The following is a 19,729-nucleotide window of genomic DNA, read 5'->3' on the forward strand; positions in this document are numbered from 1 at the left end:
GCTCGATAGATTAAGATTTTGGCTCTGATTTAGCGTCAAACTTCTCAGACCATGTTTTCAATACGTCTGCACGCTCGCTGCCCATACGTGCAAAGTCCATTTTTGCCATGTTCTTTTCTACATTAGGGAAGTTCTCTGCTTTGCCTGTCACATCTTGGTGACCAACAACTGGGTACATTTCGATGTAAAGCTCGTTTGCTGCTTTAGAGATAGACCAATCAACCACGCGTTGCGCAGCATCAGACGGCTTAACAAGACCTACCGCTTCAGATTCCCAGCCGATACCTTCAGGCGTAATCACTGAAAGTGGCGCGCCTTGAGTTTTCAGCTTAGCGCCACGGCTCGCCATAGAAATACCGATAGCGACTTCACCCATACCCGCTTGAACACATGGCTTAGAACCAGAGTGCGTGTAGTGAGCGATGTTTTGGTCTAGCTTCTGCATGTAGTTCCAACCTTGGTCTTCACCCATGTTTTGTAGCCAAGCAGACACTTGCATATAACCCGTACCAGAAGACGCTGGGTTTGGCATCGCAATGTGGCCTTTGTAGATAGGCTTGGTTAGGTCATCCCAAGATTTAGGTGCTGGTAGGTTAAGTTGTTTCGCTACCGCTTCGTTGAAACAAACCGCATTGAAGAATGCATCGTTGCCATACCAAGCTTGAGTAGATTGCGGATCGTTGAGGTTTGAGCGCAGCGCTTCTACACCTTGAGGAGTGTAAGGCTTAAGAATGCCCTCCTCCTTAAGTAGAGCCATTGAAGAACCCGCAAGGCCCCACACCACTTCTGCACGAGGGTTGTTTTTCTCAGCCAATAATTTTGCCGTCATGATTCCTGTTGAATCACGAACCCATTTGATGTTGATGTCTGGGTTTTCGCTTTCAAAAGCATTTTTGTACTTCGCTAAGATGTCAGTTTCAAAAGCGGTATAAACCGTCACTTCCTGTGCCGCATAAGCGTTACCAGCTAATAGTGTGACTAATGCTGCAAGTGATCCTTTCATAAAACGGTTTTTCATCATTTTCTCCAGTCAGGCCCAACTCTAGAGTGAGAAGTTGCCAAAATTAAAAATTGCCAAAGTTAAAGTTGTTAAAGCTAGAAGCCCTATCGAGAGGCACCTATATTCAAAAATTCATTCCAGTTATTGGCACACACCCTCACACTGGTATGTACCAGATTTCGATTATTAAGCTAACTGGCTTTTGTGACGATTAAATGAACGAAAAATGGCAATTTAAAGATCGAAAACTTTCTCAAGACAAGTGACCATTTTTAATATGAAGCTTTTGTGAAAATGATGTTTGGGCTATTTACGACCGTTTAAATTGGTTGTTAAAGTAACTCTAAATATTGGTATAGTCCAAAATTAAAATCACGAGAGTTGAACATGAGAAACGAATACTTACTGCTGACACCGGGCCCTTTATCTACTTCTGAAACCGTTCGCCAAGCGATGCTAAAAGACTGGTGTACTTGGGATGATGAATACAACAAAGACGTTGTTGAAGTGATTCGTAGCAAGCTTGTTACTTTGGCGACTAAGCAGGCGGGATATACAAGTGTATTAATGCAAGGCAGCGGCACTGCTTCAGTTGAAGCAACAATCGGTAGCGTTATCTCTAACAGCGATAAGCTTCTTGTGGTCGATAACGGTGCGTATGGTGCTCGTATTGCTCAAATCGCAGAATATTTAAACATTCCATGCCATGTCGTTTCCCCAGGTGAAACATCACAGCCTGACTTGAACGAAATGGAAACGGCATTGGCCATGGATTCAGACATTACTCACGTTGCGATTGTGCATTGTGAAACCACGACAGGCATGCTGAATCCAATTGAAGACATTGCCAAATTGGCAAAACAGCACAACAAAACCGTCATTCTCGATGCAATGTCGAGCTTTGGTGGCATCCCTATGGATATCGCTGACTTAGGTGTCGATTACATGATCAGCTCAGCAAACAAGTGTATTCAAGGTGTACCGGGGTTCGGCTTTGTTATTGCGAAGCAATCGGAACTGGAAAAATGCAAAGGCCAGGCTCGTTCATTAAGCCTTGACCTGTTTGACCAATGGTACTGCATGGAAAGCAACCATGGTAAATGGCGCTTCACCTCTCCGACTCACACAGTTCGTGCTTTCTACCAAGCCCTGCTTGAACTGGAACAGGAAGGCGGCATCGAAGCTCGTCATAATCGTTACCAAACCAACCAAACCACATTGGTTGCAGGTATGCGCTCTCTTGGTTTTGAGCCTCTGCTAAATGATGGCCTTCATTCACCGATTATCACCTCTTTCTATTCTCCAACTCATAGCGATTATCAATTCAAGGAATTCTATGACCGTTTGAAAGAGCAAGGATTTGTGATTTACCCGGGCAAGGTTTCAAACGCAGACTGCTTCCGCATCGGTAACATCGGTGAAGTTTATCCGTCAGATATTGAAGCCCTAATTGGCGCGGTGAAAAACGCTATGTACTGGGACATCAAATAATGACGACGATCAATCAAGAGCCGATTCTAAAGGCGACACACTTTCGAAGCGAAGGCGATGTGAACACCACGCCAGCGCGTGAGAAATGGAACGAGTCGCTAAACGATGAGGCGACTCAAGCGATGTTAAAACGCGACTCAGACGTGTTTCTTCATCAAGCGATGTCAACACCTTGCCTAGACACACTTGAAGCAGCCGAAGGCATTTACATTCAAGATGCGACTGGCAAAAAGTACATGGACTTTCATGGCAATAATGTCCATCAACTAGGTTATGGTCACCCTCACATCATTCATAAAGTGACTCAGCAAATGGCGTCATTGCCGTTTTCACCACGTCGCTTTACCAATGAAACAGCCGTTCAATGCGCTGAAAAGCTGACACAGATCTGCGGTGGTGAGTTGAACCGCGTGTTGTTTGCACCGGGTGGTACTTCGGTTATCGGCATGGCACTCAAACTGGCTCGACATGTCACCAACAACTTCAAGGTCGTTTCACTGTGGGACTCATTCCATGGCGCGTCACTGGACGCAATTTCAGTGGGTGGTGAAGCTTGTTTCCGCGAAGGCATGGGCCCGTTAATGGCTGGCGTAGAACGCATTCCACCAGCCGTCTCTTATCGTGGCGCTTTCCCGTTTAACGAGAATAGCGCAGTCAATGCAAACGAAACTGCATGCGACGTTCACTATGCCGACTATTTAGAGTATGTGATTGAAAAAGAAGGTGGCATTGGAGCCTTCATTGCCGAAGCAGTGCGTAACACAGACGTTCAGGTTCCAAGCAAAGCTTACTGGAAGCGCATCCGTGAGATCTGCGATAAGCATAACGTCATGTTGATCATCGACGACATTCCAAACGGTATGGGTCGTAGTGGCGAATGGTTCACTCACCAGGCCTTTGATATCGAACCTGACATTCTTTGTATCGGTAAAGGTTTTGGCGGGGGCTTGGTTCCAATTGCAGCCATGGCCACTAAAGACAAATACAACACGGCAGCGCAAGTATCACTTGGTCACTACACCCACGAGAAAAGTCCTATTGGCTGCGCAGCGGCACTGGCTACGATGGAAGTGATTGAGCAAGAAAATCTACTTGAAAAAGTACAAGCGGACAGCGCATTCGTGCGTGAACAACTGCTTCAAATGAAAGAGAAATACCCAGTCATTGGTGACGTTCGCGGCATCGGTCTGCTTTGGGGAGTGGAATTGGTCACTGACCATATCACCAAAAACCGAGCGTTCGATGAAGCAGAAGCAGTACTTTACCAATGTCTGAACGATGGCCTGAGCTTTAAGGTTTCACAAGGTAACGTGATTCAATTGAGCCCACCATTGATCATCAGCCGTAGCGAGCTAGAAGTCGCTCTGTCTGTATTCGAAAAAGCGATAGCCAAAGTCTGCAAAGATTTTGAATACCTTTAATTCTCGAAATCAACATTTAAACCAATAACCTTAAACAACCATTTGTTTCCCAGAACTTTGAACTGGGAGTGACACAAAAATAGGACACTATTATGAACACGACATCACCTATCCAAGCGGTTATCTTTGACTGGGCCGGCACTATCGTTGATTTTGGGTCGTTTGCTCCAACCAGTATTTTCGTTGAAGCATTCAAACAAGGTTTCGACTTTGACATCGACTTAGCTGAAGCTCGTGAACCTATGGGTATCGGTAAATGGGATCACATCCAAGCGGTGGGTCGAATCCCTGCTGTTGATGCTCGTTGGAATGCCCAGTTCGGACGTTCGATGACCAGTGAAGACGTTGATGCGATCTACGCGGCATTCATGCCTCTTCAAAAAGCGAAAGTAGCCGACCACGCAGCGCCAATTTTAAACGCGATTGAAGTAGTAAATAACCTTAAAGAGAAGAACGTAAAAATTGGTTCTTGTTCAGGTTACCCACGAGAAGTGATGGACGTACTGATTCCAGCAGCCGCAGATTATGGTTATCTTCCTGACAACGTAGTAGCGACTGATGACTTACCGCAAGGCGGTCGCCCAGCTCCATTCATGGCACTTAAAAACGTCATTGACCTAGGCGTGACGAGCGTTGCAGCGTGTGTGAAAGTGGATGACGCAGCACCCGGCATTGATGAAGGTCACAACGCAGGCATGTGGACGGTAGGCCTTGTTCTATCAGGTAACGAAGCAGGCTTAACGTATCAAGAATACTTAGACGCAGACGAAGCAACTCTGGCAACGGCGCGTGAAAAAGCAAGCGTGAAGCTGAACAAATCAAACCCTCATTACCTGATCGATACCATTGCAGACTTACCTAGCGTAATTGCAGATATCGAGAAGCGTTTATTGGCGGGTGAGCGTCCGTAAACAAAGTCGAGCTATTACGTGATGTAAAACGTGAAAATACCGCTATAGCTTCAATTCAAATCCCTATCCAATCATGTACTCATTCGAGTTATACATATTGGGTGGGGATTTTTGTTTTATAAGCATGATAAAGCGCAAGTTTTTTACTTATTACCCGTAGCGCCACTGGTAAATAGACGAGGCTAGGCTATAGCTTAAACATAAACATAAACATTCCAACAAATGATAAAATCAACAATAAAGGCATCTTAAATATATAATATTTAACAATTTCATTGACTCCAATACGCAATCAGATTAACAATATAAGTACTGAGAAAGAAACAGGTTCACCTGAACCAACACCTTGATTTACTTATTATAAGCAGTGTCGTAACCCAATAAGTGATCGTTTTACTGGTAAGTTCAGATAACAATAATAGCTAATCCAAGGATAAGATTATGAAAAGACTGTCAAAAATCATGTGTGCTGTTGTTGCCGCTTCAGGCCTAGCAGCAGCGCCTTCTATTGCTGCAACCACTTATGTAGGTGCAAAAGTGGGTATGGGCTGGCTAGACAGCGCATGTGTAGCCGGTGCTAAATGTGATGATGATGCAATTGGTGCAGGCATCTACTCTGGTTACAATTTTAATGACAAATTTGGTATTGAGCTAAGCTCAGACTTCCTTGGCGACTACAAGACAAGCTTTTCAAAAAACGGTACAACAGCTGCGTTCAGCGACCCACTAATCGCAATCTCGCTAACTCCAATGTACCGTCTAGCAGTACAACAAGAGTTTGATGTATTCTTCAAAGCGGGCCCGGCATACATTTCACACGGTGGCGAAGATGACGTTGTTCTTTCTGCTGGCATCGGTCTAGAGAAGCAGCTTTCTTCTGATTGGGCATTGCGTGTTGAATACCAATATTTTGATGACTTCGACGACAACTACGTTCAAGACCTGAACTCGAACCTACTATCAGTTGGTGTTAGCTACAACTTCGGTACTGGCAACACAACAGCATCAGCGGCGGCTGCAACAGCTTCTGCAGTAGCAGTGACTCAAGCGCCATCTGAGCCAATCACAGAGCCTGCAGTTGTTGTTGAAGAGAAAACGACTGTCGTTGTAACTAAAGCGCAAACAGAGAGCTACTCTCAAGAAATGTTCGCGACTAACAGTACTGAACTGTCTACAGATGGCAAAATTGCATTAATGCCATTAGTTGAAGTACTTAAAGCTCACCCTCAATCAACAGTTGATGTTGTTGGTCACACAGACTCAACAGGCGCAGCTGAATACAACATGATGATCTCTAAGAAGCGTGCAGCAGCTGTAGCGGCATACATCGAAGAGCAAGGCATTGAAGCAGACCGAATTACAGCGTCAGGTGAAGGCGAAGAGAATCCAATTGCATCAAACGCTACAGCTGAAGGTCGTGCTCAAAACCGTCGTGTTGACGCAACGATCCCTGGTTTCGAATACCAAGAAGAAGTACAAGTTGAAGAAGTTATCGTAGAAACTGCTGAATAACAGCACTCTACCTTAGCCGAAATAATAAGGGCGGAGCACTCAAAGTGCTCCGCCCTTTTCTGTATCTGTCTTTACTAATAAGCCGTAAGCCGAAAAGTACCGGCCCCAAGCTAGGCTGTACAAACCGAAAACTAAACGATTTCCCAGCTATGAGTCATCTCTACGCCAGCACCCAACATTAGACATACAGAACAGTACTTTTCTAATGAATCCGCACACACCTTAGCGACCTGCTCAGGATCAAGGTTGTCACCAGACACTTCAAAGTGAATATTAATCACAGTAAAGATTTTCGGCGCTGTTTCACGACGTTTGGTTTCAAGCTTTGCATTGCAACCAGTGATGCTTTGACCCGCAGATTTCAAACCGTCCACTACATCAACAGAGCTACAGCCACCAGCAGCCATTAACACCATTTCCATCGGGCTTGGCGCAGTAGCACCGCCGCTTCCATCCATAACAATAGAATGGCCTGATTGAGATTGACCGAGGAATTTAAAGCCTTCGACCCATTTAACTTCTGCTTGCATGTTGTTCCTTAGATGTACGAAAACGTCATCATTATTTGGTATTTTATATCAATGCCTACACCCTACTACTGGCGGCATTTATGAGCAAGATTTTCTATTTGAGATATTTTTTTCATGAATAGTGTAATTTTTTCCATCTAAAACCTGTCTCTATTCGTACATTCAAAATCGAATGAGAAAAACGTCAAGATGAGGTATCTATGAATAAATTATCTAAAATATTGGTATCACTCGTGGTTACACTACCACTGATTTCGCTGTTTGTAAGCCAGACTGGCACTGCCAATACAATGGATAAAACGGCTAGTTCAGGTAAAACTGAAATCACGACACTGGCTGGTGGTTGTTTTTGGTGTACAGAATCCGATCTAGAAAAACTGACAGGCGTGACCGACGTTATCTCTGGATACTCTGGTGGTGAACTGGAAAACCCAACCTACAAACAGGTCTCTTCGGGTAAGTCAGGTCACATCGAAGTGATCAACGTGACCTATAACCCTGATGTGGTTAGCTACGAACAGGTTCTTGACCAATTCTTCCGACACATCGACCCAACCGATGACAAAGGTTCTTTTGTAGACCGAGGCCGTCATTATCGACCAGCTATTTTCTATCATAACCAAGCACAAAAAGATGTTGCTCAGAACTTCATGATGGAAATCGACAAAGCTAATATCTTTGGTGAACCACTAAAAACAGAACTGATTGAATTTGAAAAATTCTGGCCAGCGGAAGACTATCACCAAGACTATTACAAGAAGAGTAAAGTTCGTTATAACTACTACCGCTATGCTTCTGGCCGCGATCAGTACCTAGATAAAATCTTCGGTGATGATAGAAAGGACAACCCTAAAACACTACGTCAGATCATCGACAGTAAGAATGCGACAGCCAATGCTAAAACCTACGTTAAGCCGTCTGACGCGGAGATCAAAGCCAAGCTAACGGCACTTCAGTACGATGTAACGCAAGATGACGCGACAGAACGCCCGTTTGATAACAAATACTGGGATAACAAACAGGAAGGAATCTACGTCGACATCGTTACTGGTGAGCCGTTGTTCTCATCAAAAGACAAATACAAATCAGGTACGGGTTGGCCGAGCTTCACCCAACCAATCAGCGAAGCTTATGTCGTTACAACTACTGACTACAAGCTGCTTTACCCAAGAACAGAGGTTCGAAGTAAGTTTGGCGATTCCCACCTAGGGCATGTATTCAAAGATGGTCCAAAACCAACAGGGTTACGTTACTGCATGAACTCAGCCGCAATGCGCTTTATCCCTGCGGATAAATTAGCAGAAGAAGGCTATGAGGAATACGTTGAGATGTTTGAGGGATAGGCATTCAGCAATTAACGATCAGCCTATGACAACAAAGCCAGCATATCGCTGGCTTTGTTTTTATTTACAGAGCTTTATTTATCAGCCCATGGACCTAATTAACCCGTTAACACCGTGTCTTCAGGGTATTTCAACAAGGAAGGTTCTGGGCGAGCTAGCATATAAGCCAAGGTCAGGGGGCCGATACGTCCAATCACCATAACCACAATCATGATGTATTTACCTGGCTCAGTCAGGTTTGCGGTTAAGCCAGCTGTTAAACCAACCGTTGCAAAGGCAGAAATCACCTCAAACATGACTCGATCAAACGCTGCCTTTTCAGTAAGCATTAACAAAAACATCGCGGTGGTTAATAACGCCCCACTTACCACAATAATGGCCAATGACTTTGTTACCGCTTGCCAAGTCACAGTGCGCTTAAACATCACCACGTGCTTTTTCTGACGGAGGAAGGTCCACGTTGCGACAAAGGCTACTGCAAAGGTCGAAACCTTAATACCACCACCTGTTGAGGTAGAACCTGCACCAATCAACATCAGTACTATCATCACCAACAATGCAGGCTGAGTGTACTGAGACAAATCCACACTATTAAAACCAGCAGTACGAGCACTCGCTGACTGGAAAAATGCCGCCAGCCACTGCCCTTGTGTCGACAAGCCCTCCATCGTCGCTGAGTTATTTCTCTCCAATAACCAAAACATCACCGTGCCCACCGCCAATAACGTCGGTGTCGCAGTTAGCATAATCTTGGTGTGTAAATGCAGATGTTGGAAGCCTTTCCGCCAGTTAGTCGATAGGTCGCCCACGACAGTAAAGCCTAATCCGCCGAAAATGAACAAGCCTGCTAAGGTAAAGATCACCAGTGGATCGTCAACAAAGCTCACCATACTGTCTGAGAACAACGCAAACCCTGCGTTATTGAATGCGGAAATCGCGTGAAACAACGCGTAAAAGCTCCCTGTTGCCCATCCCATTTCAGGAACCCAACGAAAACAGAGCAATACGAAACCTATAAATTCGGCCACCAATGCAAAAATGATGATCTTCTTCACTAACTTTCTGAGGTTAATCTTACGATCTTGCCCCAATGCTTCTTTCGCTAATGCTTGCTGTTTCAAACTAAGCCGAACACCAAACATATAGAGCAGCACCGCAGAAAGGGTCATCTGCCCTAACCCGCCGACTTGCATCAAGAACATCAGTAAGATTTTGCCTGCCAAGGTGAAATGCTCACCGGTATCAACAACACCTAAGCCTGTCACACTGATCGCCGAGGTTGCTGTAAACAGTGCATCCGTAAAACTTAGGCCTGTCACAGAGAATACAGGCATCGTCAACAATATTGCAGAGGGGATAAGTACGCCTAAGAAGCTCGTAAGGATAATCTTAGGTTCAGAGCCTTTACGTGGCTTTTTATCACTCTTAAGCGTGTAGAAAGTACCTTTTCGTTTTAACGAATTCATACTGTTACCTTATTGCCAATTACCAATTGCGTAGCTTTCTAGATAAGGTCTCTTTCGGCCCAGCGATGATCACCACATCCCCAATTTCTAAACTCACATCCAGTTCTGGAGCTTTAGTTAGGTTCGGTCCTCGCTTGAAGCCAAGTACTTCAGCACCATTTTCTTTACACAGCTTAAGGTCGCCAAGTTTCTTTCCCAACAAATTAGAACCAATAACAATCTCCGTCATCGCTAAACCGCTGCCAAGATCGATAAACTCAAGAACGCGTCTATCCAACATTTTACGCGCAACACGAATGCCCATATCTCGTTCAGGCATGATGATATGGTCGGCACCAATCTTAGAGAGGATCTTGCCGTGGAACTTATCGTTCGCCTTAACCCAAACTGCTTTTGCTCCAGATTCCTTCACCACCAAAGTCGTTAGAATGCTTGAGTTAACGTCAGAGCCTATCGATACCATCACCATATCGTAATCATCGAGTCTTAACTCTTTCACCGTCTCTTCGCTCGTGCAGTTCGCAACAATCGCTTGTGAAACAAAAGCCGCTGCTTCTTTCACTCGCTCTTCATCAATATCGACGGCCAGCACCTGTGCCCCTGAACTTTGTAGCTCTTTGCAAACAGACAGACCAAATCGCCCTAAACCGATAACTGCATATTGTTTGTCGCTCATTTGAAATCCTGTTTAGAAATTTTAATTACACGGGATAGTCAAACCTACATTAGTTTCTATCTCAAAAAAAGTTAGTTCTGCAAGAATAAGGTTATACTATTGTCATAATCGCTTGATTTATAAAGGTAGAGAACAACTCGAGTTTCTGCTAATTTCCAATTCATAATTTCTGCGGCAGCACACACAATGAATGAATTCATAACCCAAGTACAAACCTACATCAACCAGAGCCATAGTGATTGGGCAAACAGCGTCCTATTCATCACTATTGCGAGTTTTCTCGCTTGGGTAGCTTGGCGAATTATCCATAATCGCTTAGAAATTCTGGTTCAGAAAACTCCATTCCACTGGGACGACCTACTGCTAGAGGCTCTAAAAACGCCTGTCAGCACGTTACTTTGGTGTTGGCCTGCTACTGTGTCTATTGGCCTGATCCTCCAAGATCAATTTGGCAATGAAATCAACTGGTTAAAAACGCTTAAGCACATACTGATCATCTGTACTTTTGTTTGGTTCACGTTGCGAATGATCAGCAACTCTGAAGTATATGTCTTAGAACAGAAGACCAGGGACGAAACCACAGTACAAGCTATCGCAAAGGTAGCTCGACTGTTCTTTATGGTGATGGGCGGCCTAACCATTATGCAGGCGTTTGGGCTGAGCCTATCGGGCTTACTTACCTTTGGTGGTGTCGGTGGTTTAATCGTCGGTTTAGCCGCTAAAGATCTACTGTCGAATTTCTTTGGCGGCATGATGATTTACTTCGACCGCCCTTTTAAAGTCGGTGATTGGATACGCTCTCCCGATCGTCAAATCGAAGGTACTGTCGAACGCATTGGCTGGCGCATGACGATTATCCGCACTTTTGATAAGCGTCCTTTGTACGTTCCAAATTCGGTGTTCAGTAGTATTGTGGTAGAGAACCCATCGAGAATGTTAAATCGTAGAATCAATGAAACCTTTGGTCTTCGTTATCAAGATGCAGACAAATTGGCGCTCATTGTTGATGATGTAAGAACCATGCTCGAGACCCACCCAGATATTGATGCCAAACAGACGTTGATCGTTAACTTTGACAAGTTTGGGCCATCAACACTGAACTTCTTTATCTACACCTTCACAAAAACGGTCAACTGGATCAGGTACCACAAGGTGAAGCAAGACGTTCTGTTACAGGTTCTGGCGATTATTCATAAACACAATGCAGACATCGCGTTCCCAACACAGACACTCAAGATTGACACTCAAGATTTTTCTAATGTTCAAGGTCATAACAGCGTTCAAAGCCTAGGTGAGAATCAGAATGTTAGCGCTCCCAAAGACATATTGAACTCCCCTACGGAAGGTCATCGATAGTCAACATCCTTCTTGGTTATCGATAAGTAATAAGCGTGAAGCGTGGTAATATGATGGCAGTATTCTAATGCACATAATTACCACTCTATGATTTTACCTGTCATCCTAGCTGGCGGCTCTGGAAGCCGCCTCTGGCCACTGTCTCGAGAGCTCTATCCTAAGCAATTTCTGAATATTGCTGGCGAACAGTCGATGCTTCAGCAAACACTTCAACGCCTGCAAGGTATCGACGCACACCTAACGGATAGCAGCTGCGATGCGCCATTCATCATCTGTAATGAAGAGCATCGTTTTATCGCTGCTGAACAAATTCGCTCAGCTAACGTCCTGCACAGTGGCATTCTGTTAGAACCTGTCGGTAGAAATACTGCGCCAGCCATCGCACTTGCAGCCTTGCAAGCTTTGACCAAGTCTCATAACACTAAGGGAGAAGCGGCTGACCCAATCTTATTAGTACTGGCTGCTGATCATCACATAGCTAAAACCTCTGAATTTCAACAATCGATTAACCGTGGTGTTGATTATGCAAAACAAGGCAAACTGGTGACATTCGGTATAACCCCAAATGCTCCAGAGACTGGCTATGGCTACATCAAACAAGGGCAACCTCTTGTCTCTAGTCTACAACTAGAAACCAACACTACAGACCAACTAACCCATTATGCTTACGACATTGAGTGCTTTGTAGAAAAGCCTGATAAAGCAACCGCAGAAGCATACATTCGCTCAGAACAGTACCTATGGAACAGTGGCATGTTCATGTTTAAGGCATCACGCTATCTTGAAGAACTCGCCGAACACCACCCTGAGATAGTAGCGGCTTGTAAACTCGCTCTTGCAACGCAAAATACCGACCTCGACTTTATCCGTATAGACGCTGAAGCATTCAAAAGCAGTCCAAGTGATTCAATCGATTACGCCGTGATGGAAAAGACCTCGCACGCCGCGGTGATCCCGATGGATGTCGGCTGGAACGATATTGGCTCATGGTCCGCGATCTGGGATGTAAGCGAAAAAGATCAGCACAATAACGTCATTGAAGGTGATGTGTTAACCGTCGACTCTCAACACAACTACATCCATGCTGAAAATAAGCTGGTTGCGACGGTAGGTGTCGACAACCTGATTATTGTCGAAACCAAAGACGCTATATTGGTTGCAAATAAAGACAGGGTTCAGGGTGTTAAATCGATTGTCAGTCAACTAAATCAAGCGGGTCGCACAGAACATGTGCATCATCGTGAGGTGTTTAGACCTTGGGGTAAATACGATGTTATCGACCTAGGCAAGCGCGACAAAGTTAAACGTATCACCGTTAAACCCGGTCACAAGTTGTCGTTACAAATGCACCACCATAGAGCGGAACATTGGGTAGTCGTGGCGGGTACTGCGAAAGTGACCAACAATGAGAAAACCTATCTGGTTGAAGAAGATCAATCCACTTACATCCCTTTAGGTCATATTCACAGCCTAGAGAACCCAGGGGATCTCCCACTCGAGATGATTGAAGTACAAACAGGCAGTCATTTAAGTGAAGGCGACATCATTCGATATCAAGACAGTTATGGGCGAGACGTGCGCAAGCAACAAGTCCACTCATCAAAGCACAACCAAACGAAATAAAGCAGCGACAAATCGATGAAACCAACATTAGACCTAAACTGCTTTAAGAACAACGATATCCGCGGCGTCATTGGTAAACAAATCAATGAGCCACTCGCCTACCTGCTCGGTAAGGCATTTGGCGAATACGTCCTATCCGCTAAGCCTGAAACCTCACTCGATGGTTTGGCGCAGGTAGTGATTGGTCGTGATAACCGCAAAACCTCCCTGTCATTACAAGAAGCCATGACCAAAGGCTTAATCGAGTCAGGGATTACCGTCATTGATCTAGGTATGACTGGCACTGAAGAGGTCTACTTTGCGACTCGTTACCTAAAAGCGATTGGCGGAATACAAATCACAGCCAGCCACAACCCAATCAATTACAACGGCATGAAAATGGTCGGTGTAGACGCTAGCCCTATCAGTAAAAACAGTGGTTTAGATGAAATCAAACGACGCATTGAAGAACTTAATCAAGAGCTGAACTGCAATTTACCGTTCGTTCATGCACAACCAAGTAACTCTAGTAGATCGAACAGTATTCTTGCTCCGTACGTCGAGCACCTACTCTCGTACATAACCCCATCAAAGCTGTCACCGATGAAGATTGTGGTTAATGCTGGGAACGGTGTTGCAGGACATATCATTGATGCTTTAGATAATAAATTTAACGAACTCGGTGTCCCTATCACCTTCATCAAAGTTCATCATAACCCTGATGGAAACTTCCCAAATGGTATTCCAAACCCTTTGATTAGAGAGAACCAAGCAGCCACTCGAGATGCCGTTTTAGAGCATTCTGCCAACCTTGGAATTGCTTGGGATGGAGACTTCGACCGATGCTTTTTCTTTGATGAGCAAGGCGATTACATCGAGGGTTATTACATTGTAGGGTTGCTTGCTGAAGCATTCTTGGTCAAACAGCCTAACACGACTGTATTGCACGATATGCGCATGACCTGGAACACAATTGAAATCGCAAAAACGCATGGTGGAAAAGCGATTGGAATTAAAGCAGGACACGCACTGATCAAAGAGAAGATGCGTAAAACGAATGCCGTCTATGGGGGCGAAATGAGCGCACACCATTATTTTCGTGATTTTGGATATTGCGATTCAGGCATGATTCCTTGGCTATTGGTTATCGAGCTGATGTCGAAAACTCAACAATCTCTTCACCAATTAACGAGTACTAGTATAGATAGATTCCCCTCTTCCGGGGAGATCAATCGAAGAGTCTCAGACCCAGAGCAGGTCATGGCTTGCGTGTTATCGCACTACCAAAATAATGCCGTTGAGATCGATCACACAGACGGAATCAGCATGAATATGGGCTCATGGCGCTTCAACTTAAGAAAGTCCAATACCGAGCCATTAATACGCCTTAACGTTGAAACCAAACAAGATAAAGCTTTACTGTCACTTAAAGTCGACGAGTTACTGTCTTTTCTCATTTAAGAATACAGACACTTCCAGTTTTCAACTAAGATCCACAAAAAAGCCCTTATTAGCTGTTGCTAACTAAGGGCTTTGAATTTTCAGTAGCTTAATCGCTGACTGTAATTAGTCTATTTGTTACGACGAGCTTCAACAGCGTCTGCCAGCTGGCGAAGTACTGTTTCAGTGTCTTCCCAACCAATACACGCATCAGTAACAGATTGGCCGTACGTTGCAGCTTTGCCCTCAACCAGGTCTTGACGACCTTCAACAAGATGAGATTCAATCATCACACCAAAGATAGCTTTGTCGCCACCAGAAATTTGTGCGCTTACGTCATCAGATACGTTCATTTGACGCTTAAACTGCTTAGAGCTGTTTGCGTGGCTGAAATCGATCATCACTTTTTGTGGAAGACCAGAAGCTGCTAGCTCTTCTTTAATCTTACCAACGTGTTCTGCGCTGTAATTTGGCTCTTTGCCACCACGTAGGATGATATGACAATCAGGGTTACCTGCTGTTTCAACGATAGCTGAGTGACCGTACTTAGTTACTGATAAGAAGTGGTGAGAAGCGCTAGCAGAGCGAATAGCATCTGTTGCAATCTTGATGTTGCCATCAGTACCATTCTTAAATCCAACTGGGCAAGATAGGCCAGAAGCCAGTTCGCGGTGAACTTGAGATTCTGTAGTACGTGCGCCGATTGCACCCCAGCTGATTAGGTCAGCAACGTATTGAGGCGTGATCATATCTAGGAATTCGCTTGCCGTTGGCATGCCCATGTCAGTTAGGTCCAGCAGTAGCTTACGTCCTAGACGAAGGCCATCATTTAGCTTGAACGTATCGTTCATGTACGGGTCATTTATTAGACCTTTCCAACCAACAGTTGTACGTGGTTTTTCAAAGTAAACACGCATTACGATTTCAAGGTTATCACCAAGTTCGTCGCGCAACACTTTCAAACGTTTACCGTACTCAAGAGCAGCTTCTGTGTCATGAATAGAACATGGGCCGACAATAACAAGCAAGCGATCATCGCTCTCTTCTAAAATATTGTGGATCGCTTTGCGGCTTTCAAAGGTTGTAGAAGAAGCAACTTCTGTCGCTGGAAACTTTTCTAAAACAGCAACAGGGGGTAATAACTCTTTTACTTTGTTAATTCTTACATCATCAGTCTGGAACATTGCTTACTTCTTCCTTTTTTCTATCCTTGAGCTGAATGTACGTTGTCTCACGTCACTTTCTATCAGCACTAATCTTCTTGTTCCCTGTAACTTAACTAGTAAAAACTCTAGTTTCAATCACTAATTAAAAATAAACGCAATTTTTTTTGTGTTTTATATTTAAAACACCCTGTATACCATTATTTACACGCTATCGATTGCGTATTTTATAGCAAGGTAAGAAGAGCCATTCTTCAAGCTACATCATGCATGTAAAATTGTGTCGAACTCAAAAACAAAAAAGCTCACGTGATCAGCGTGAGCTTTTATTTAATTACATTCTTTTCAATGGCTTGACGACACTATCAAGCCCTTCAATTTTCAGAGCAAGGCACAGTTTCAATAAATCGCCGAGTTCACCAGACGGGAATCCCTTTTTATCAAACCACAGCAAATATTCTTCAGGTAAGTCAATCAGTGTACGACCCGCGTACTTTCCAAATGGCATCTGCATTCGAGCCAACTTAATCAGGTTCTCTTTCTCTAGCATTATTCGGTCTTTACTATGCGTCATCTATGTTGTGTAGAGTATCACCTAAACGTTCAACCCAATAGTTGATCGCGTCTTTGGCATCATCCAGCGAATCAATCATGGTTGAAAAATCTTTGTTACCCGCTTCACGGTCGATGGCTGCAAACAGTGGTGTGCCCTCTTGAGCATCACTGACCAATAACTCTACACTCGCACTCCCAACATTGGTGTGCTCACCAGTCGTGACCTTAGATATGGTTGACATCGCAAGGCCAAACGGCAGAACGCTGCTCGTTACAGCTAAGATCGGATTGGGCGTTTCAACGTTACTCAGAGCGATACTCAAGCGGAGCGTTTTTCCTGTCGGTTCATCGACAATCGTTTTATGAGGCGATATTTTATCTTCCAAGCGCGCAACCATGTGCTCAGTGAGTTCCTGAATCTCTTCCTGATCCAACGAACCTTCTTCTGCTAAAACAAAAATTTGGTCGATCACTACAGAATCGTAGTCATCTAACTTGGATTTCAAACGCTGCGCGTCACGTAGCCCAATCCTTGCCCAAACTAGGTCAACGCCTCCATCAGGGACTGGCTGAAAATCTTTATAACTGGTGAATTTAGTTGCGGTTCTAATTGGGCCGCCTGCACAACCACACAAGAAGATGCTGGTTGCAACAAGCAAAAAGACTTTTAGAGGTTTCATGACGCACTTAGTTAAAATTAAGGAATTTAATTGAGTAAGTCATACCTTATATGAAAAGTTTGTAGAAAAGGGGAGTTAAAACTCAGAGCTAGCTTTAAAATTAATCATGCTGAACGGTGTGTGCATACTCTACGATTACCTGATTTCCTTCGATATAAGCATTTTGGATCTCACCATCAACGCTCATTCTACTTTTCAGGTAGACCACCTTTGGCCCTGACTCATTACCTTCTTTAAGTGAAGGAAAAACATTCCTAGGCTCTAAATGAAGTAAACGACAAAAGTGACTAACGAAAGACATCGTTAATGGCGTCTCGCCTCTTAGCACTCTAGAGAAATCAAGCTGGTTCATTCCAAGCTTTTTTGAAAACTCCATCTGCGTAATACGCATTCTCGATTTTTGTGACATCCACGTTTGATACAACGCGTCTCTGTCTAGTTCTGTGAATTCCATACCGACTCCTTTATATAATTCATACCAATCAATTGTCCGGCTTTTCATACATAGCATGTCAGGGTTTGGTTAGTGGAAACCAAAGGTTTGGTTTTGATATGCGCGCAATTGTCGTGCAGAACAAAACATCACAATCGAAAAACATTCACAAAAGCGATTAGAGTAAATACTTTCTTCATTTATATCAATAATCTATACGTTAACGAACTAAACATATAGCAAGTTAATTTGTATTAAGAATTAAAAGTTCGAGATTGGCATTCCACATTTCAATCGATTGATTCGCATTTATAAAACTGGTTGGCTACATTTCGATTGCTCAAACGCACTTCTGGCAAACTATTTGAAAGAATAGGACGCAAAGCCACCGGTCTGTCGACAAATATTCTGTCTATGATAGCGGGGCCGCCACTTAATAGGATTTAAGTGTCAATGCATGCTGGAGTGTTCTCTTTTTTGTCGGCCAAATACAGTAAGGACAAATAATGAAACAACTCCCAAAAAAATCGCTCATCGCACTATCGCTACTTAGCGTAAGTGGAACAAGCTTCGGTCACGGTTATGTTTCGGCATACAATAATGGCGTTGCTGAGAGTCGTGTCGCGCTATGTAAGTTCCCAGCGGGTGATACACAACAAAAAAACACCAACTGTGGTGGTATCCAATATGAGCCACAGAGTGTGGAAGGCCCTGAAGGCTTCCCTGAAGTCGGCCCTGCTGATGGAAGAATCGCCAGTGCGCAATCTTCTTTAGCAGCAGCGCTGGACGAGCAGACAGCCGATCGCTGGGTTAAACGCCCGATCAAGTCTGGTTCTCAATACTTCGAGTGGACGTTCACTGCTAATCACAAGACTCACGACTGGAAATACTACATTACTCAACCAGACTGGAACCCAAACCAGCCTTTGGCACGCAGCTCTTTTGACTTAACGCCATTCTGTGTTGTTGAAGGAAATGGAGAACAACCACCGATGCAAGTCAGCCACTTGTGTAATGTGCCAGAACGCGAAGGTTATCAAGTGATCCTTGCGGTATGGGATGTGGGTGATACTGCAATGGCTTTCTACAACGTTATCGATGTGAAGTTTGATGGCGACGGCCCTATCATTCCTGATTGGGATCAAGGTGGTCAAATCAACCCGACACAAGACCTGAATGTTGGTGACGCTGTTTATACGCGTGTATTTGACCAATCTGGTGAGAACGCTTCATACAGCACAGAGCTTGTGATTGAAAGTACTGAGCAAGGCAAAGCCAATAACTGGTCTTACGCTCTTTCTTCTAAAATCAATCAAGAGCAGACGCAAATCAAAGCAGGTCAATTGAACGACCAAGGCGATTTTGCGCCAGTATACGGCACGAACCCTGTTTATCTAAAAGCAGGTTCTGGCTTTAACAGTGTGGAAATCGGCTACAAGATTGACACTCCAGAACCAGAGCATGAGCTAGAAGTAACAGGCTTAGAATCAGAGTACATTATCGATGAGAGCCAACCTACTCAGCTTGACCTTACGCTAGCGGCAACGGGCGATATTCAAGCTGAGCTTACCGTGTACAACCATCACCGTGAAGCACTTGCCTCTCAGAAATCGGACCTAACAGACGGACAAGTTGAAGATATTCAACTGACTCTTTCTAAGTCTGAAGCTGGTCACCACATGCTTGTGGTTGTGACGAAAGATGACCAAGGTAACTTAGTGGATCAGAACACGCTTGATTTCCACCTAATGGACGAGCAAACACCGCCACCAGCAGGCGACTACGACTTCGTGTTCCCAGAAAGCATTGAGTCTTACACAGCAGGAACAAAGGTTCTAAGCAGCGATGGTGGCGTTTATCAGTGTAAAGAGTTCCCATACTCTGGCTACTGTGTTCAATGGGCTCCAACAGCAACTCAGTACGAACCAGGTGTCGGTTCACACTGGCAAAGTGCTTGGAACAAAGCGGACTAAGTACTCGCTAGATACTTACTTTGTATTGGGTGAGTTTTAGTCATCAACCAAACAAAAACGGATGCCCAAAGCATCCGTTTTCTTATTCTGTAACAGCTGAAGCATCAGTTATCAAAGTAGATTGATCCGCACCAGCAGTTTTGGACACTGAGTTAAGTGAGTACAATCACTAATGAG

17 protein-coding genes and 1 riboswitch are annotated in these 19,729 nt (G+C 44.3%); of the genes, 9 read left to right on the plus strand and 8 right to left on the minus strand.

Features of this window, described 5'->3' with window-relative positions:
* Positions 1-10 precede the first annotated feature (10 nt).
* Positions 11-1,021, minus strand: a complete 1,011-nt coding sequence (locus tag AB6E30_RS15575; RefSeq protein WP_372104276.1) for a putative 2-aminoethylphosphonate ABC transporter substrate-binding protein — start codon at positions 1,019-1,021, stop codon at positions 11-13.
* 366 nt (positions 1,022-1,387) lie between these two features.
* Here AB6E30_RS15575 and phnW point away from each other — a divergent pair, with 366 nt between their 5' ends.
* From phnW to AB6E30_RS15595, 4 genes are all read left to right on the plus strand, one after another.
* On the plus strand, positions 1,388-2,491 hold the full coding sequence (gene phnW / locus AB6E30_RS15580; protein ID WP_372104279.1) for a 2-aminoethylphosphonate--pyruvate transaminase: 1,104 nt from the start codon (positions 1,388-1,390) through the stop codon (positions 2,489-2,491).
* Positions 2,491-3,912 (plus strand): aspartate aminotransferase family protein, encoded by a 1,422-nt coding sequence (locus tag AB6E30_RS15585; RefSeq protein ID WP_372104282.1) that lies wholly within the window; start codon positions 2,491-2,493, stop codon positions 3,910-3,912. Before phnW ends, AB6E30_RS15585 begins: the two co-directional genes overlap by 1 nt.
* A 92-nt stretch (positions 3,913-4,004) precedes the next feature.
* A complete protein-coding gene (phnX, locus tag AB6E30_RS15590) occupies positions 4,005-4,823 on the plus strand; it encodes a phosphonoacetaldehyde hydrolase (RefSeq protein ID WP_136973801.1) in 819 nt (272 codons plus the stop codon).
* A 441-nt stretch (positions 4,824-5,264) separates the two neighbouring features.
* Entirely contained in the window at positions 5,265-6,335 is a 1,071-nt protein-coding gene (locus AB6E30_RS15595; protein WP_102321396.1) for an OmpA family protein, read from the plus strand.
* 131 nt (positions 6,336-6,466) lie between these two features.
* Here the strand turns inward: AB6E30_RS15595 and AB6E30_RS15600 are convergent, their stop codons facing one another.
* Positions 6,467-6,865 carry an OsmC family protein gene (locus tag AB6E30_RS15600; protein WP_017064824.1) on the minus strand — a complete coding sequence of 133 codons (399 nt, stop codon included), beginning with the start codon at positions 6,863-6,865 and terminating at the stop codon, positions 6,467-6,469.
* Positions 6,866-7,065: 200 nt separating this feature from the next.
* Here AB6E30_RS15600 and msrB point away from each other — a divergent pair, with 200 nt between their 5' ends.
* The gene (gene msrB, locus AB6E30_RS15605) at positions 7,066-8,208 is read left to right on the plus strand and encodes a peptide-methionine (R)-S-oxide reductase MsrB (protein ID WP_372104285.1); all 1,143 of its coding nucleotides are present in this window, start codon (positions 7,066-7,068) and stop codon (positions 8,206-8,208) included.
* Between the two features lie 98 nt (positions 8,209-8,306).
* Here the strand turns inward: msrB and AB6E30_RS15610 are convergent, their stop codons facing one another.
* Positions 8,307-9,674 (minus strand): TrkH family potassium uptake protein, encoded by a 1,368-nt coding sequence (locus tag AB6E30_RS15610; RefSeq protein ID WP_372104288.1) that lies wholly within the window; start codon positions 9,672-9,674, stop codon positions 8,307-8,309.
* Positions 9,675-9,693: 19 nt separating this feature from the next.
* Complete coding sequence (locus tag AB6E30_RS15615; RefSeq protein WP_372104291.1) at positions 9,694-10,350, minus strand: TrkA family potassium uptake protein; 657 nt, start codon at positions 10,348-10,350, stop codon at positions 9,694-9,696.
* A 186-nt stretch (positions 10,351-10,536) separates the two neighbouring features.
* On the opposite strand from AB6E30_RS15615, the gene AB6E30_RS15620 reads away from it, so the two are divergent.
* The 3 genes from AB6E30_RS15620 (at position 10,537) to AB6E30_RS15630 (ending at position 14,769) form a co-directional block, all read left to right on the plus strand.
* Positions 10,537-11,706, plus strand: a complete 1,170-nt coding sequence (locus tag AB6E30_RS15620) for a mechanosensitive ion channel family protein (RefSeq protein WP_372104294.1) — start codon at positions 10,537-10,539, stop codon at positions 11,704-11,706.
* 87 nt (positions 11,707-11,793) lie between these two features.
* The gene (locus AB6E30_RS15625; RefSeq protein ID WP_372104297.1) at positions 11,794-13,329 is read left to right on the plus strand and encodes a mannose-1-phosphate guanylyltransferase/mannose-6-phosphate isomerase; all 1,536 of its coding nucleotides are present in this window, start codon (positions 11,794-11,796) and stop codon (positions 13,327-13,329) included.
* 15 nt (positions 13,330-13,344) lie between these two features.
* Positions 13,345-14,769, plus strand: a complete 1,425-nt coding sequence (locus AB6E30_RS15630) for a phosphomannomutase CpsG (protein ID WP_372104299.1) — start codon at positions 13,345-13,347, stop codon at positions 14,767-14,769.
* A 110-nt stretch (positions 14,770-14,879) separates the two neighbouring features.
* On the opposite strand, the gene aroG is transcribed toward AB6E30_RS15630, so the two are convergent.
* The 4 genes from aroG to AB6E30_RS15650 form a co-directional block, all read right to left on the minus strand.
* The gene (gene aroG, locus AB6E30_RS15635; RefSeq protein ID WP_017061746.1) at positions 14,880-15,932 is read right to left on the minus strand and encodes a 3-deoxy-7-phosphoheptulonate synthase AroG; all 1,053 of its coding nucleotides are present in this window, start codon (positions 15,930-15,932) and stop codon (positions 14,880-14,882) included.
* A gap of 313 nt (positions 15,933-16,245) precedes the next feature.
* Positions 16,246-16,461 (minus strand): DUF3820 family protein, encoded by a 216-nt coding sequence (locus tag AB6E30_RS15640; RefSeq protein ID WP_004730103.1) that lies wholly within the window; start codon positions 16,459-16,461, stop codon positions 16,246-16,248.
* A gap of 13 nt (positions 16,462-16,474) precedes the next feature.
* Positions 16,475-17,146: a DUF3313 domain-containing protein gene (locus AB6E30_RS15645; protein ID WP_372104302.1), complete on the minus strand. Its 672-nt coding sequence runs from the start codon at positions 17,144-17,146 to the stop codon at positions 16,475-16,477.
* A gap of 100 nt (positions 17,147-17,246) precedes the next feature.
* Positions 17,247-17,600, minus strand: coding sequence for a hypothetical protein (locus AB6E30_RS15650; RefSeq protein WP_017066796.1), 354 nt, complete (start codon positions 17,598-17,600; stop codon positions 17,247-17,249).
* 323 nt (positions 17,601-17,923) lie between these two features.
* Positions 17,924-18,013, plus strand: a riboswitch (cyclic di-GMP riboswitch).
* A gap of 72 nt (positions 18,014-18,085) precedes the next feature.
* Between AB6E30_RS15650 and gbpA the strand changes: the two genes are divergently transcribed.
* A complete protein-coding gene (gbpA, locus tag AB6E30_RS15655) occupies positions 18,086-19,552 on the plus strand; it encodes an N-acetylglucosamine-binding protein GbpA (protein ID WP_372104305.1) in 1,467 nt (488 codons plus the stop codon).
* Positions 19,553-19,729: the final 177 nt, after the last annotated feature.

Source organism: Vibrio sp. 10N.247.311.12 (assembly GCF_041467515.1).
GTDB lineage: Bacteria > Pseudomonadota > Gammaproteobacteria > Enterobacterales > Vibrionaceae > Vibrio > Vibrio crassostreae_C.

What these genes read in the sequence shown, in the direction of transcription:
- phnX (WP_136973801.1), top strand. Translation starts at nt 4,005, where the DNA reads ATGAACACGACATCACCTATCCAAGCGGTTATCTTTGACTGGGCCGGC.
- AB6E30_RS15650 (WP_017066796.1), bottom strand. Translation starts at nt 17,600, where the DNA reads ATGGAATTCACAGAACTAGACAGAGACGCGTTGTATCAAACGTGGATG.
- AB6E30_RS15595 (WP_102321396.1), top strand. Translation starts at nt 5,265, where the DNA reads ATGAAAAGACTGTCAAAAATCATGTGTGCTGTTGTTGCCGCTTCAGGC.
- AB6E30_RS15630 (WP_372104299.1), top strand. Translation starts at nt 13,345, where the DNA reads ATGAAACCAACATTAGACCTAAACTGCTTTAAGAACAACGATATCCGC.
- AB6E30_RS15585 (WP_372104282.1), top strand. Translation starts at nt 2,491, where the DNA reads ATGACGACGATCAATCAAGAGCCGATTCTAAAGGCGACACACTTTCGA.
- AB6E30_RS15575 (WP_372104276.1), bottom strand. Translation starts at nt 1,021, where the DNA reads ATGATGAAAAACCGTTTTATGAAAGGATCACTTGCAGCATTAGTCACA.
- AB6E30_RS15640 (WP_004730103.1), bottom strand. Translation starts at nt 16,461, where the DNA reads ATGCTAGAGAAAGAGAACCTGATTAAGTTGGCTCGAATGCAGATGCCA.
- AB6E30_RS15620 (WP_372104294.1), top strand. Translation starts at nt 10,537, where the DNA reads ATGAATGAATTCATAACCCAAGTACAAACCTACATCAACCAGAGCCAT.
- msrB (WP_372104285.1), top strand. Translation starts at nt 7,066, where the DNA reads ATGAATAAATTATCTAAAATATTGGTATCACTCGTGGTTACACTACCA.
- AB6E30_RS15610 (WP_372104288.1), bottom strand. Translation starts at nt 9,674, where the DNA reads ATGAATTCGTTAAAACGAAAAGGTACTTTCTACACGCTTAAGAGTGAT.
- AB6E30_RS15645 (WP_372104302.1), bottom strand. Translation starts at nt 17,146, where the DNA reads ATGAAACCTCTAAAAGTCTTTTTGCTTGTTGCAACCAGCATCTTCTTG.
- AB6E30_RS15600 (WP_017064824.1), bottom strand. Translation starts at nt 6,865, where the DNA reads ATGCAAGCAGAAGTTAAATGGGTCGAAGGCTTTAAATTCCTCGGTCAA.
- AB6E30_RS15615 (WP_372104291.1), bottom strand. Translation starts at nt 10,350, where the DNA reads ATGAGCGACAAACAATATGCAGTTATCGGTTTAGGGCGATTTGGTCTG.
- AB6E30_RS15625 (WP_372104297.1), top strand. Translation starts at nt 11,794, where the DNA reads ATGATTTTACCTGTCATCCTAGCTGGCGGCTCTGGAAGCCGCCTCTGG.
- phnW (WP_372104279.1), top strand. Translation starts at nt 1,388, where the DNA reads ATGAGAAACGAATACTTACTGCTGACACCGGGCCCTTTATCTACTTCT.
- aroG (WP_017061746.1), bottom strand. Translation starts at nt 15,932, where the DNA reads ATGTTCCAGACTGATGATGTAAGAATTAACAAAGTAAAAGAGTTATTA.
- gbpA (WP_372104305.1), top strand. Translation starts at nt 18,086, where the DNA reads ATGAAACAACTCCCAAAAAAATCGCTCATCGCACTATCGCTACTTAGC.